The sequence below is a fragment of the Streptomyces sp. NPDC056231 genome (genome assembly GCF_048270745.1).
In the GTDB taxonomy this organism is placed as follows: domain Bacteria; phylum Actinomycetota; class Actinomycetes; order Streptomycetales; family Streptomycetaceae; genus Streptomyces.
On the sequence record NZ_JBLVKW010000133.1, the window covers coordinates 1 to 12,786 of the forward strand.

Annotated in this window: 14 protein-coding genes and 2 pseudogenes; 5 read left to right on the forward strand and 11 right to left on the reverse strand. The window is 66.7% G+C overall.

Annotation, left to right across the window (positions count from 1 at the left end; all coding sequences use genetic code 11):
• Nucleotides 1–92 precede the first annotated feature (92 nt).
• From ACNPQM_RS41900 to ACNPQM_RS41950, 11 genes and pseudogenes are all read right to left on the reverse strand, one after another.
• Nucleotides 93–452: pseudogene (locus tag ACNPQM_RS41900) on the reverse strand (RHS repeat domain-containing protein); the annotation flags it as partial.
• 725 nt (nucleotides 453–1,177) lie between these two features.
• Nucleotides 1,178–1,744, reverse strand: a complete 567-nt coding sequence (locus ACNPQM_RS41905; RefSeq protein WP_418088104.1) for a DUF6529 family protein — start codon at nucleotides 1,742–1,744, stop codon at nucleotides 1,178–1,180.
• Nucleotides 1,745–1,748: 4 nt separating this feature from the next.
• Entirely contained in the window at nucleotides 1,749–2,012 is a 264-nt protein-coding gene (locus tag ACNPQM_RS41910) for a hypothetical protein (protein ID WP_418088105.1), read from the reverse strand.
• Between the two features lie 313 nt (nucleotides 2,013–2,325).
• Nucleotides 2,326–2,583, reverse strand: a complete 258-nt coding sequence (locus ACNPQM_RS41915; protein ID WP_418088106.1) for a hypothetical protein — start codon at nucleotides 2,581–2,583, stop codon at nucleotides 2,326–2,328.
• 36 nt (nucleotides 2,584–2,619) lie between these two features.
• Nucleotides 2,620–3,570 carry a metallophosphoesterase family protein gene (locus ACNPQM_RS41920; protein WP_418088107.1) on the reverse strand — a complete coding sequence of 317 codons (951 nt, stop codon included), beginning with the start codon at nucleotides 3,568–3,570 and terminating at the stop codon, nucleotides 2,620–2,622.
• Nucleotides 3,567–4,085: a cupredoxin domain-containing protein gene (locus ACNPQM_RS41925; protein WP_418088108.1), complete on the reverse strand. Its 519-nt coding sequence runs from the start codon at nucleotides 4,083–4,085 to the stop codon at nucleotides 3,567–3,569. The genes ACNPQM_RS41920 and ACNPQM_RS41925 overlap by 4 nt, the downstream gene beginning before the upstream one ends.
• Nucleotides 4,086–4,710: 625 nt before the next feature.
• Nucleotides 4,711–5,943, reverse strand: a complete 1,233-nt coding sequence (locus ACNPQM_RS41930) for an NAD(P)/FAD-dependent oxidoreductase (RefSeq protein WP_418088109.1) — start codon at nucleotides 5,941–5,943, stop codon at nucleotides 4,711–4,713.
• On the reverse strand, nucleotides 5,943–6,566 hold the full coding sequence (locus tag ACNPQM_RS41935) for a transaldolase family protein (protein ID WP_418088110.1): 624 nt from the start codon (nucleotides 6,564–6,566) through the stop codon (nucleotides 5,943–5,945). The genes ACNPQM_RS41930 and ACNPQM_RS41935 overlap by 1 nt, the downstream gene beginning before the upstream one ends.
• Before the next feature lie 111 nt (nucleotides 6,567–6,677).
• A pseudogene (locus ACNPQM_RS41940) lies at nucleotides 6,678–7,161 on the reverse strand (transposase); the annotation flags it as partial.
• 141 nt (nucleotides 7,162–7,302) lie between these two features.
• Complete coding sequence (locus ACNPQM_RS41945; protein ID WP_418088111.1) at nucleotides 7,303–7,593, reverse strand: transposase; 291 nt, start codon at nucleotides 7,591–7,593, stop codon at nucleotides 7,303–7,305.
• A gap of 119 nt (nucleotides 7,594–7,712) precedes the next feature.
• A complete protein-coding gene (locus ACNPQM_RS41950) occupies nucleotides 7,713–8,297 on the reverse strand; it encodes a TetR/AcrR family transcriptional regulator (protein WP_418088112.1) in 585 nt (194 codons plus the stop codon).
• Between the two features lie 118 nt (nucleotides 8,298–8,415).
• On the opposite strand from ACNPQM_RS41950, the gene ACNPQM_RS41955 reads away from it, so the two are divergent.
• From ACNPQM_RS41955 to ACNPQM_RS41975, 5 genes are all read left to right on the forward strand, one after another.
• The gene (locus tag ACNPQM_RS41955) at nucleotides 8,416–9,234 is read left to right on the forward strand and encodes an SDR family oxidoreductase (RefSeq protein ID WP_418088113.1); all 819 of its coding nucleotides are present in this window, start codon (nucleotides 8,416–8,418) and stop codon (nucleotides 9,232–9,234) included.
• A 116-nt stretch (nucleotides 9,235–9,350) separates the two neighbouring features.
• The gene (locus tag ACNPQM_RS41960; protein WP_418088114.1) at nucleotides 9,351–9,746 is read left to right on the forward strand and encodes a nuclear transport factor 2 family protein; all 396 of its coding nucleotides are present in this window, start codon (nucleotides 9,351–9,353) and stop codon (nucleotides 9,744–9,746) included.
• A 386-nt stretch (nucleotides 9,747–10,132) separates the two neighbouring features.
• Nucleotides 10,133–10,828, forward strand: a complete 696-nt coding sequence (locus ACNPQM_RS41965; RefSeq protein WP_418088115.1) for an epimerase — start codon at nucleotides 10,133–10,135, stop codon at nucleotides 10,826–10,828.
• A gap of 289 nt (nucleotides 10,829–11,117) precedes the next feature.
• Entirely contained in the window at nucleotides 11,118–11,585 is a 468-nt protein-coding gene (locus ACNPQM_RS41970; RefSeq protein WP_418088116.1) for a nuclear transport factor 2 family protein, read from the forward strand.
• A gap of 130 nt (nucleotides 11,586–11,715) precedes the next feature.
• Entirely contained in the window at nucleotides 11,716–12,318 is a 603-nt protein-coding gene (locus ACNPQM_RS41975; protein ID WP_418088117.1) for a hypothetical protein, read from the forward strand.
• Nucleotides 12,319–12,786 lie beyond the last annotated feature (468 nt).

Here is a 12,786-nt window from a genome sequence, read left to right on the forward strand (position 1 = left end):
TGCCCGCCGCGGCCTGAAACAGTCATCAAGACCGCACCCCGGAACACCCCGGCACAGCGTCAGATGATCAAGCACCCGTTAACGTGACAACATCCGTAGGAGTTGTACTCGTAGGCGGAGGTGTAGTTCCCCGCCGCCGAGGTCGCGACGCCCTTGGGGTCCGTGACCGTCTTCAGGTTGCCGAATGAGTCATAGCCGAACTGCCACTTGCGGCCCTCGGGTGAGGTCTTGGTGAACAGGTCGGCGGAGAAGCCGTCCAGGCGGGTCTGGTAGCTGTACTGCTGCGAGTTCGCCGGGTACGTGCCCGGGGCGCAGTCCGAGGATGGCGGGACGCCGCCCTTGTTGTTCTCCGCGTCCCGCGACCAAAGGGGGTAGCCCGTCTTCTGGTCGTAGCAGTACGCGGTCTTGGCGCCGTTGGCCTCCTCCAGGTACGTGACGTTGTTGTCGGCGTCCAAACGACAGGGAGTGTCTAATCAACGGCTCTGGCTCACATCCGGTGGTGACGGATCGTGAGTTTGGGGTATCTCTACCTTGCAGAGAGTGCGGCCGGTGCTCTGACCTCGATGCTTTGAAGCGGATGGCAGCGCATCGGGGGCGCAGAGCTTATCGCGCCGGACTCTCACGGACAGACGCCGGGCCGACCGGTCGGCCCAGGGAACGACCGCTGTGGTGCACGGACCTGCGGATTCGTGATCGATGGCCTATTCGTCGCCGCCGTGACTTTCAGTCACCACCGGATGTGAGCCAGAGCCGTTAAATTGACACACCCGGTTCCAGCACGCCGCAACTCCGATCTGTGGCCATCTGGCTACAGTCGGCTACACCGGTTGCTGGTCGGCGCCCGACGAGCCCCGCCATTCGCACTGGTACGACGGCGAGGCCAAAGCGCCGCCTACGGCCGCTTCCACTCGGGCACGAGCCAGCGGCCGGTTGCCCGCAGAGCGAGCAGCGGAGAAACGCTTGGGTCGGAGACGGGCATGGTTGGTCCGTAGGCCCTTCGCAGAAGCCTGCCTGCGGCGTGGTGGCCGTAGACGAAGCAGATGACCACCCCGGCAGAGGCCGCGGCCACAGGCCGCGATTGTGCTGGGGGGGCGGTGGGCAGTGTGTCGCTCACCGCGGTGTTGTCGGTTCGGCCGGGGCCGCCGTGGGCCGTCGGCAGAGACGTCTCGCGCTCTGCTCACAGGCCGGGGGCCTGGGAGCCGTTCAGGTACCAGAGGGCGGCGGCGTACCAGATCAGGGCGATCGCGGTGACGAGGGTGCCTCCAGCCAGAGGGAGTGCCCAGCTGGGCCAGTGGCGATGGCGGACCACGATGACCTTGGCGACGAAGGCCCCGTAGAGGAAGCAGCCGGTGAGCGAGTGCACCGCCACGCGGGTGTCGGTCAGCTGGACGCCGTAGGTGGTGATGCAGTGCTGAGCGATGGGGAGGGAGAGGAGGAAGGCGGTCAGACCGATGAGGCGGTGCGTCGTGTTGACCCGGTGCGGTGCGGTTCGCAGTGCGGGCAGGCGGCCGTACATCCAGAGGGCGAGAAGTAGCTGAATCAGCGCCAGGCCCAGCAGTGCGGAGCCGAGTTGGGCTTTGAGTAGTCTGGCGTCGTCGCCGCGCTGCCCGAAGATGCTGTTCTCGTAGGCGGGGGTGTGTACCCGGCCGTACCAGTAGAGGCCGACCATGACCGCCACGGGCAGGAGCATCCACAGGACGCCGTAGCGCCGTCGGTGGTTGGCAGGGGGAGCGAGGCCGTCCACGTGATCAGCCGCCCCCGCTCTCGGTCTTGCCGCCCTGGAGCTGTACGGCACACCACGTGGTACCGAGCGCGGCCCTGGGAGTGCCGGTGGTGCGGACCGACGACCCGGAGGCAAAGCGAGGATCGGTGCGGGCGGATGCGACCGCCGCCGGTGCGGGCTGCGGGCTCACGCCGATCGTCGTCCTTCTGCCGCCGGAGCAACCGATGTGCACCGTGGCACGCATGGCGTCAGCGGCAACCGAGCCGGTCGCGAGGCGAGGGTTTCTCAAAAGGTTCTCCAGGCGTTGCGGGCCGATCTCGCCAGTACGTCCGAAGAGTCCCGTCCGGGTCCAGTCGGCACGCCAGCAGGTACGCGGATCAAGGAGAGCGGTTGGACCGGACGGCCGATGAGAGCGACACGCCGACCCAGGTGAAGAATGGGCCGTGTTCGTAGAGCCATAGGTGCCCGAGTCTTCGAACCGCCTACGGCACCGGCCGGGACGACGAGGGCCAGCGGGCGGACATCGCCGAAGTACGGCCCTTCGCAGGTGCACGACGGTGATCGGAGCGCGTTGTCCGGGCGGAGGCGCGTCGGTGTCTGGTTCACCTGTCCGGTGCCATGGTCCGGAGGTCGGGCCGCACTCGGCTGGTCGCGTCATGGTACGGCCGGGTGCGACGGTTTCGCCGGACCTCGAACGCCTGCCAGGCCACGACCGTCAGCAGGGTGAGCGTCTCGGCGATGAGGCTGAGCAGCGCCTGCGGGGCGGGCTGCAGGCCGCGTTCGGTGAACCCGAACAACCCGATGGTCCGGGATGTGGCGAACCCGGCGAGCGCGCCAATGGCGATCGCGGCGGCGAGCACCAAGCGCAGTGCGAGGGCGGGCAGGCTCCAGGGGGGTCATGTGAGTTTCTCGTCCTTGACCGCCAGTGCGTGGCTGCCCTGCCGGTAGTTGACGGTGCGGATGCCGAGTGCGTCCTTGAGGCGTCCGGCGGGCAGCACCTGCGGAATGGGGCCGGGGCCCTGGCCGGGTTTGGGAAACGGGTAGCAGGTGGGGGCGGCCGAGTGGAAGGTGATGTTGCCCTCGGTCTTCGTGAACAGCTGGTGGACGTGCCCGTTGAGGCACGTGACTGAGGAGAAACGGCGCAGCATCGACAGCACCTTCACCGCGTCGTCGGTGCCCCAGCCCCACTTCGGATACATCGCGAACAACGGGATGTGGCTGAAGACGACGATTGGGGTGTCCGATGACAGGCCGGCGATGTCCTTGCGGACGAAGTCGATCTGATCGGTGCCCAAGTGGCCGAGTTGCTCAAGGTGCAGAGTGTTGACCAGCGCGATGAAGTGCACACCGTGGGTGTCGAAGCTGTACCAGCCGTCGCCGAGGGTGTTTTTGGCGAAGATTTGTCGGTATGCGCGTCCGTTGTCTCCGATCGAGTCGTGCTCGCCCGGCACGGTGAAGATCCGGTCCGTGCGCAGTTGCGACAGCATCTGCTTGACCTGGTCGAATTGGGCGGGGGTGGAAAGGTGTGTCAGGTCGCCGCTGTGCATGACGAAGTCGGGGCGGAATCCGAGTGAGTTGATCTGGGTGAGCGCTGCGGTGAACGTTCCGGTGACATTCATGTTGGGCGGGCCATGGAAGCCGATGTGGCTGTCGGAGACCTGCACGAATCGCAGGTCTGCGCTGCCTGCCGGGGTGGGGTCCTGCGAACCGGCGATATGGCTGATCACCTCTCCCCCGGTGACTGTCAGGATGACGGCGCCACCGAACCAGGCGGAGTGCCGCATGAGCTGGCGGCGGTTCATGCCGTGCTCGCCGTCGCCGTTGGAGTCGTGTGTGGGTTCGGTCATGGGGTCACCTCCACGGTGGCGGTCATGAACGGGTGGATGGTGCAGTAGTAGGGGTAGGTGCCGGGTTTGGTGAAGGTGTAGCTGTAGGTGGCGTTGGTGGCTAGGGCTGCCGACTTCAGCGGCCCGCCCGATCCTTGTTTGCTGGTGACGGTGTGGGTGTCGGGGTCGGTGTTGGTCCAGGTCACTTTCGTGCCCGCCTTGACCGTCAGTTTGGCCGGGGAGAACGCAAAGTTCTTGATCGTCACCGCGTTGGCGGAGGCCGGAGCGGACGATTGGCCGGCGGTGGGTGAGGTCGAGGGCGTGCTTGGTGGTGGGGTGACCGTACCGCCCGTTCCGGAGACACCGGGCGTTCCAGGCAGGGTCTGGCCAGTGCCGGGACTCAGTGCGCCCGCTGGTTTGGGCTGTGACGATCCGCCGCACGCACTGAGCAGTCCCAGCGCTCCGGCAAGGGCGACAGCGGCCAGGCACGTGCGCGACCGCCGCACCAGCACAGAGGAGTTCGCATTCGTGGTCATCGTTCCTTCTACGCATTCGCCGCCCCATGGGCGGGTGTGATCCAAGACCGATCCGGAATCGGCCTGTTTCAGGCAGACAGGCGAATGGGTTATGCCTTCTGGGCGTATTTGAAGAGGCATAACCCGGTGGGTTACTTTAGGTGGGGGTCAGTAGATTCCATTCAGCGAAACAAATCCCACAGCGAAGTCTTCGTTGTTTCACTGCGACGGCGGGTAGCAGTACGCCTGGAGCCAGGCGAGATTCTGCGGTGTCCGTACTGGACCGCGAGCGAAGGCGGACAAACGCGGCACTTCGACCCGACCGAAGACCTGCTGCACCGTCAGCCGACACCCGCACCAGTGGCGTCATGCGCGCCGGAGCCGCGATCGCCTGTCGATCCGACGCCCCCGGTCATGTGATCCGAGGACTCGGCGGCTCACATCGGGTATGGGAACGCGGGCAACCGTCCGAATCGGCAACGCCGGGGTCCGTCGGACCTGACCGATGCGGAGCTGACTGAAGCGCCGCGACCGGCCGGAGTGAGTGGGCATGAAACAGGGGACTCAGCCTCGCTGGGCCTCGCCGGCTTGCCCACCCCTGTGGGCGGGCGCCCGACGAGCCCGTGAAGCGGCCTGCGGCTGTACGTCACCCGGAAGTCAGCTGTTCCAGCGGCAAATCCGGGTCGGCGAGCCTGTCCCGGTCAATCTGCTCGCCAGAGCGGACCAGGTGCTGGATCGCGTCGTTGACGTCCCAGATGTTGACGTTCATGCCGGCCAGCACGCGACCGCCGGCCAGCCAGAAGGCGATGAACTCCCGGCTTGCGAGATCGCCGCGCACCACCACGTCCTCGTAACTACCGGGCTCGGTGTAGCCCGCGTACTCCATGCCCAGGTCGTACTGATCGGTGAAGAAGTACGGGACGCGGTCGTAGAGCGCGGGCTCGCCCAGCATCGACCGCGCGGCCGTCCCAGGCTGGTGCAGGGCGTTGGCCCAGTGCTCCACGCGGATGTGCTTGCCCAACATCGGGTGAAGGGCGCTGGCCACATCGCCCGCCGCGTAGATGTCCGGGTCGGAGGTCCGCAGGGAGGCGTCGACCACGACGCCGTTGTTGACCTGCAGACCGGATTCGGCGGCCAGCTGAATGTTGGGAGTGGCGCCGATACCGACCACCACCGCGTCCGCGTCAATGCGGGTGCCGTCGGCCAACCGGACGCCCGCGACCTTCCCGCCCTCGCCGACGATCTCGCTGACCCGCGCACCGAGCCGAAGATCCACGCCGTGCTCACGGTGGAGGTCGGCGAAGACGGGCGCGATCTGCGGGCCCAGGACGCGCAGCAGCGGCACTTCGCCTGCCACCAGCACGCTGGCCTCGACGCCTGCCTCCCGTGCGGCGGCGGCCACCTCCAGGCCGATCCAGCCCCCGCCGACGAGGACGATGCGGGACGCGGAGCGGAAGGTGCGCTGGATGCGCTCGCAGTCGCCGACACGGCGCAGGTAGAGCACGCTGTCGAGGTCCGCACCCGCGACGGCCAGGCGGCGCGGGGAGGCACCGGTGACCAGCAGCAGCTTGTCGTAGCCGATCGTCTTGCCATCGGAGACGGTGACCGCCTTCCGATCGCGGTTGATGGCCGTGACGACGGTGTTCAGCCGCAGATCGATGCCCTGATCGGCATACCACTGCGACGGGTGGACGAAGATCGTTTCGCGGTCTTGCTTGCCCATCAGGTAGCCCTTGGACAGCGGCGGACGCTCATACGGTGGGTCCGGCTCGTCCCCGATGAGCAGGATCCGGCCCTCAAAGCCGTTCTCCCGTAGCGCGTCAGCGGCCTTGGCTCCGGCCAAACTCGCCCCGACGATCACGAACGTGGATTGCACCATCACACCTTCTCCCCGCTGCGGTCTGTGCCGTGGGGCCGGCCGCTGGCGGATTCGTGCGGGCTGACCGCGAGTTTCTCAACCAGCTCATTCCAGCTGGCGTCGAACCTCTCCACGCCCTCGTCCTCCAGCACCTGCACCACGTCGGCGTAGTGCTCGTACGCGATGAGGGCGTTGGCGATGGCCGCGCGCCCGTGCAGCGCGGCGGGCCGGACGCAGCCCAACCGGTCAAGCCGCCGGTCGATCTCGGTATCCACCCGCGAGACGAAGAACGACGCCACCCACGCGATCCTGGACAGGTCGCGCCCGGCGTCCTGCGCGCGTTCCATCCCGATCAGGAACGCCTCCGCCACCGCGTCGTAGCGGTCCAGGGAGAACAGCAGCGTGACATTGATGCTGAGGCCTTCGGCCAGACACCCGCCTATCGCTCCCAGGCCCTGCTTGACCGCAGGCATCTTGACGAACAAATTGGGCTGGTCCACCAGCCACCACAGCGCCCGGGCCTCGGCGACGGTGCGCGCGGTGTCATGTGCCAGCCGCGGGTCGACCCCGATCGTGACCCGCCAGTCGTCCAACCAGATCGACACCCCGGGCGCGGAGAGCCGGGCGAGAGTGTCGGACACCATGTGTCTCCTTACCCGGGCACGGGCGTGGCGAGACGCGAAATGGCTCCTTGGGTCAAGGCTCGCCCATCAAGCGGGGCGGCGCACGTCGAACCCTGTCGGCCTCTCTGCTGATCATCCAGGGTTCGGCAGGGCTCGCAGTCGCTCGAACGTGCTGGTGGTCATGTCGGCCCAGGGCCAGTGACGGGCGAGCCGCAGGCAGCAGCGGGGCCGGTGGTGACCAGCTGTGCGGCAGCGGAGAGCTGCCGCAGCGGTTGGGCTGCCACCGCCGAGCCTGGCCGGTCAGCGCGAGCATTGGGATCCAGGCCGGCAGGTCGAGTGCGATCTGGACGATCTCCAGCCAGAGCTGGTTCTGCGCGGCGGCGTGAAGAGGGAGGTTGCGCAGGCCGGTGTCACGGGCAGCCCGGATGCGGTCCTCAGCTCTTGCGCGCTGGCGGTGTCGCAGCTCCAGCTGTGCGATCGGGGTGTTCTCGGCGTTGGCGGCGAAGCAGGTGATCCGTATCCCGTCCACGTCGGTGATACGCAACTGGACGCCGGGGTGAGGGCGTTCCTTGTGGACGACCAGCCGCATCCCCTTGGGCCACCTTTGAGGCAGTCGCCGTCGCGCCCGGTGATGCGGCTGGCCGGTAAAACCACGCCTCCGACACGCCGAGCGCTCGGCAGGAGGTCCGGTGCGGAATCTTGTGCTCGGTCTTCTGGTCGCTGATCACCCCGACGACGGCCGCCGGGTCCGCTTCAGCTACTTCACCCACAAGACCATGCAGCGTTTGAGGACATCGCGCTCCATCCCCAGCTCCTTGACGTCCCTCTTCAGCTGGGCGTTCTCCCGACGCAGCCGCGCGAGCTCCTCGCTCTTGCCCGTCGGACCGGCCCCGCCGGCCCTGCGGGCCCGCGACACCCAGCTGGCCAGTGTCGTCTCGTTGATCCCCAGGTCCTTCGCGACCTGGGCGACCGGCTTCCTGGTCTCGGTCACGATCCGCACAGCCCCCTCACGGAACTCCGCGTCGAACTTCCGCCTCTTCTCCGCCATGACTCCCAACTTCCCCTGCAGTCAGGGTCTCTACGCTACGAGGGAAGACTCACACCACGCGCCCTCAGCCGTTCGCGGCCCGGCCGACTGCACGCGGACGCAGCGGTGCAGTGGATGTGTCACTTGCTGGGCGTGCCGGGGCCCGCCTGGCGGAGACAGCGTTCCAGGCGTCGCAGGTACCCGTCGAAGGACTCTTCCGCAGGCCAGGTCTGATAGGCGGTGATCGTGGCGGCTACCGCGAGGTTCAGCTGCAGGATGGGAGTCAGGTTGTCGGAGCCAGTGACGCGGGACTCCGTCCAGTGCCTCAGGTCGTTGAAGAACTGCTCGCCGAAGCTCTGGGCCGACTGCGCAAAGGCGGGCGATTGCGCCTTGAGGCGACGCTGCAGCGGCATGCGGTCGCGCAGACTCTCGCAGAACCCCGTCAGGATCGCGGTGAGTGAGTCCCAGAGCGGTTCGTCCGCAGGACGGTCGTCCATCAGGGCCTGCCAGTTGAGCCGCTCCTCAGGATCCTGATCCAGGACCGCAGCATCCTTGCTGGCGAAGTAGTTGAAGAAGGTGGCGCGCGAGACATTCGCCGTCGCCGCGATCTGCTCGACCGTCGTGGCCTCGTAGCCCTGCTCGTCGAAGAGCAGCAGAGCAGCGGACTGGATGGCGCGCCAGGTCGCCAGTTTTTTGCGCTCGCGCAGGTTCATGGTTCCTCCCACGAGTTCATCGTACATCCTAATTCCTAGACGAGTGTATTTTTAGACTCGTCTAACTTTCTGGGCTAGAGTGAATGAGACGCCGGGACAGCCCCGGAAGGCCATCCCCCAAGGAGGAGTCATGAGCAGGGTCTGGTTCATCACCGGTACGTCCCGCGGCCTCGGCCGCGCGTTCGCCGAGTCCGCACTGGAGCGCGGGGACAAGGTCGCCGCGACCGCCAGGAACATCGCAGCGCTCAACGACCTGGTCACCAAGTACGGCGACGAGGCCGTTCTGCCGCTGGCCCTCGACGTCACCGACAAGGCGGCCGCCGGCGCTGCGGTGGCCGCCGCGCACGAGAAGTTCGGCCGCCTCGACGTCGTGGTCAACAACGCCGGCTACGGACTGTTCGGCATGGTCGAGGAGATCACCGAGCAGCAGCTGCGCGACCAGATGGAGACGAACCTCTTCGGCGCGTTCTGGGTCACCCAGGCCGTGCTGCCGATCCTGCGCACGCAGGGTAGCGGCCACATCGTGCAGGTCTCGTCCGTCGGCGGTATCGCCGCGTTCCCGTCGCTCGGCGCGTACCACGCCTCCAAATGGGCGCTCGAAGGCTTCAGCGACTCCCTCTCCCAGGAAGTCGCCGGCGCGGGGATCAAGGTCACCATCGTCGAGCCGGGCGGCTTCGCCACCGACTGGGGCGGCTCCTCCGCCACACAGGCCGAGCCGAACGCCGCCTACGACCAGGTACGCGAGGCCATCGCGACCCGCTTCGGCGAGGCCCGCTACGCGGAACCCGGCGACGCCGGCGCCGCCCTCCTGCAGATCGTCGACGCCGAGAACCCCCCGCTGCGGGTGCTGCTCGGCACCGAGCCCATCGAGATCATCGAGCCCCTCTACGCCGACCGCCTCAAGACCTGGGCCGACTGGCAGCACGTCTCCCGGATCGCGCAGGGCTGACCGGCGACACTGCGCTGGGGCCAGGAGGGCGGAAGATCGCCCCCCAGGGCGATCGGTCATTCGGAACGTCCGGCCGAATGGCTTCCCGAATTCACAACGCAGAAGGAGTATTTACCATGACCGCGACAGCAAGTGCTCGAACGAGTCTGGAAATCGTTCGCGAACTGTATGAAGCAGCGTTCCGGGGTGACGGTGACGCGTTCCCCGCCGCGATGCACGAGGACTTCGAGGAGAGCGTACCTCCGGCGCTGCCGTGGGGCGGCATTCACCGGGGCCCGGATGCGTTCAGGAATCAGGTGCTCCCGCTACTGAGCAAGGCGGTCGATTTCAGCACCATGCGGCTCGAAAATCTGTCGGCCGACGGAGATCGCGTTGCAGCCTTGCTGACTGCACAGTCCAGCAAGGGAGATGATTTGCACATTTCCGAACACTGGACTCTGCGGGACGGAAAAGTGTGGCGCATGCGCGTCTTCTACCACGACATCGCTCCGCTGCTGGCTACCGCCGAGTAGATGAAGGCGTAACAGGTCTGAGCACGCGAAAGCCGCTCGAAGACCACGCCTACGTATCTGGGCGGGTGCCTGACACCATACGGCGGCACCGCAGCGTCCAGCAGCCGCACCGAAATCTTGCACCACGTCGCACACTGGTCGGCCCGGCCCCGACAGCCAACGGCTCGTCACCTTCCCGGCGTCCCTGCCGAACCCGCCGTCCCGAGAGAGGACCTGAACAGGCCCCGCAGAGCCCTCCCCGTCATCTTCTGCTTTCCTGAGTAATACCCCGCTCACGCCCGCTGTGGGCGCCGGCATCGACCGTGAGCGCCGGCGCTCCACCGTCGTCGCGACCGCCCCCGCGGTGTTGCGGACCTGAACCTTCACCCTCTACCTGGAGTCTGCCCGTGAAAGTCGTCATCTTCGGCGCGTCCGGCATGATCGGACAAGGCGTACTGCGCGCCTGTCTCCTCGACCCCGCCGTCACGCGTGTACTGGTGGTGGTCCGCAGCCCGCTGGGCGTCAGCCATCCCAAGCTGATGGAAGTCATCCACCAGGACTTCACCGATCTGTCCGCCATCTCCGGGCAACTGGTCGGTCTCGACTCCTGCTTCTACTGCCTCGGCATCTCCTCGGCCGGTCGCAACGAGGCGGAGTACACCCGCATCACCTACGACTACACCCTCGCTGCCGCGCGTGCCGTGTCCGCGTCCGACCCCGGATTGACCTTCACCTATGTCTCAGGAGAGGGCACCGACAGCAGCGAACACGGCCGGAGCATGTGGGGCCGTGTCAAGGGCCGCACCGAGAACGACCTACTGGCCATGCCAATGAACGCGTATATGTTCCGACCCGCCTATATTCGCCCCCGCCACGGAGCAGTTTCCAGGACCCCGGTGTACCGCGTCCTCTACGCCCTCACCTCCTGGATCTACCCGCTGCTGCACCGCCTCGCTCCACGTCACACCACAACCACCGAACACATCGGCCGCGCCATGCTCGCCGTCACCCGGCCCGGAGCGGTCGAGCAGCGGATCCTGTACAGCCCGGAAATCAACCGGCTGGGCGGCGGGAGCGGGGCCGTCGCGACGAAGACAGGGTGATCGACCGCCACTTCGCTGGCGCCGCAAACCCACGATCCGGCAGAGCTTGCCAGCCGTACGCTCCAGTGACTCCGGCTCCTCGATCCTCACGTCTACGGAGACGCTGATGCCGAGCCCGCGAGACGGCTGAGGCGCCGCGAGTTCCGCGATCACCGACTCGCGCGCCCGGGGCGTTCACGTGACCCACGGGTGTGTGTGGCGGCGCGGCCACACCCTTCCCGACATCTTGCCATGACGCCGACACGACTTATGTATCCATCCGTCAAATAGTTACCCGAAGGAGAACGACATGGCATTCCATTCCGCCATATCGCCCCAGGAGACCGCCGACCGGCTGGCCATCCGTGAACTGATCGACGCCTATGCCCACTGCGCGGACCGCCGCGACGCGAAGGGTCAGATGGCGCTCTTCACTGCCGACACCCGCTTCCTCGTGTTCATGGACGCCACGGCTACCGAGCCGACTCAGGAGCTGCACGGCCGCGACTTGCTGGCCCCGGTCTTCGACAATCTGAACACTTACGAGACCACCACTCACTTCAACGGGCAGAGCACGGTTTCGCTGGACGGAGTCCGGGCAACGGCCGAGAGCTATTGCCTGGCGTATCACCTGTCGGTGGGTGAGGACGGGCAGCGTACGTTGATGATCGCCTCTATCCGCTATCTCGACGAACTCGTCAAGCAGGACAGCGGGTGGCTGTTCGCCGAACGCAGACTGATGGTCGACTGGACCGAGACGCGGCCCTCCGCCGCCTGACTCAGCTTAGCCTCGATCCGCCCAGTGACTCGCGTCCTCTGGATGAGGAAACGAGAAGAGGTGCCTGCTGAACTGCGATGATGGGAGTTCTGACGCTTCCAGCACGCACAATCAGCAAGGCACCTCGTAGATGCAAGTTTTCCATACTCCGGCGGCGGTCTCCGCTGCGTTCCATGACCCGAATCTGGTCGCGTATGCCGGGCTGGTTCCGGTGATGCGGCTGGCCGAGCGGTGCGGGCTGTCGCGGCTGGTGGCTGCGAAGGTGAAGCTGACCGGAGCGGGGAACGGTGCGGGGGCTGCGGCGGATGCCAAGGTCACCGGCATCGTGGGCGGGATGGCCGCGGGTGCGGACAGCATCGACGACCTGGACGTGCTGCGGCACGGCGCGATGCCGGCCCTGTTCGGCGGGATTCGCGCCCCGTCCACGCTGGGCACTTTCCTCCGTACGTTCACCCACGGCCACGCTCTCCAACTCCACTCCGTGCACCGCGGATTCCTGGCCGCGCTGGCCGCGCACACTCCACTGCTGCCCGGCTCTGGAAAGAAGGCGTTCATCGACGTCGACTCCACCCATAAGCGGGTCTACGGGCGGGCCAAGCAAGGCGCCGAGTACGGCCGGTTCAAGGGCATCCGTACTCGGTCAAGGCCGCAGGCCCTCCGTGCCAGAAAAAAATTGACGAGTTCAGCAAGCTGGAGGCGGTCCCGGGTCAACGATGATGACCGCCCCTCTTGAAGGAACGGGACCGGTCGCGATCGTGCCTGCGGTGCCGCCTGCGGCGACGGAAGTGGATCACCAGATGTGTGGCGACAGCGACCGAGACAAGGAAACCGGCGATCCATGATGAGCGCAGTGTGATGTCGGCCCAGGACGTTGCCGTCTTCCAGCCGTGAGGCAAGCCGATGAGAACGGCCGAGGTCAGGAGTGAGAGGACGGCCGACGCCAGCACGGCGACAGCCACCCGGCTAGCGAGCCCTACCCACCACACCCTCGTGGCATCTCGATCCACGCTGCCTCCCCCGCCTTCGTGCGGGCATTGTCGCTCACGACCGACGACTGGCAACACAACATTGACAAGTAACCAGCAGCACTCGAAGGCCAATCCCGTGGATGTTGTCACGTTAACGGGTGCTTGATCATCTGACGCTGTGCCGGGGTGTTCCGGGGTGCGGTCTTGATGACTGTTTCAGGCCGCGGCGGGCA

Excerpts from the sequence above, each read along its gene's own strand:
- ACNPQM_RS41920 (WP_418088107.1), bottom strand. The coding sequence starts at position 3,570 with ATGACCGAACCCACACACGACTCCAACGGCGACGGCGAGCACGGCATG.
- ACNPQM_RS41925 (WP_418088108.1), bottom strand. The coding sequence starts at position 4,085 with ATGACCACGAATGCGAACTCCTCTGTGCTGGTGCGGCGGTCGCGCACG.
- ACNPQM_RS41930 (WP_418088109.1), bottom strand. The coding sequence starts at position 5,943 with ATGGTGCAATCCACGTTCGTGATCGTCGGGGCGAGTTTGGCCGGAGCC.
- ACNPQM_RS41935 (WP_418088110.1), bottom strand. The coding sequence starts at position 6,566 with ATGGTGTCCGACACTCTCGCCCGGCTCTCCGCGCCCGGGGTGTCGATC.
- ACNPQM_RS41945 (WP_418088111.1), bottom strand. The coding sequence starts at position 7,593 with ATGGCGGAGAAGAGGCGGAAGTTCGACGCGGAGTTCCGTGAGGGGGCT.
- ACNPQM_RS41955 (WP_418088113.1), top strand. The coding sequence starts at position 8,416 with ATGAGCAGGGTCTGGTTCATCACCGGTACGTCCCGCGGCCTCGGCCGC.
- ACNPQM_RS41960 (WP_418088114.1), top strand. The coding sequence starts at position 9,351 with ATGACCGCGACAGCAAGTGCTCGAACGAGTCTGGAAATCGTTCGCGAA.
- ACNPQM_RS41970 (WP_418088116.1), top strand. The coding sequence starts at position 11,118 with ATGGCATTCCATTCCGCCATATCGCCCCAGGAGACCGCCGACCGGCTG.
- ACNPQM_RS41975 (WP_418088117.1), top strand. The coding sequence starts at position 11,716 with ATGCAAGTTTTCCATACTCCGGCGGCGGTCTCCGCTGCGTTCCATGAC.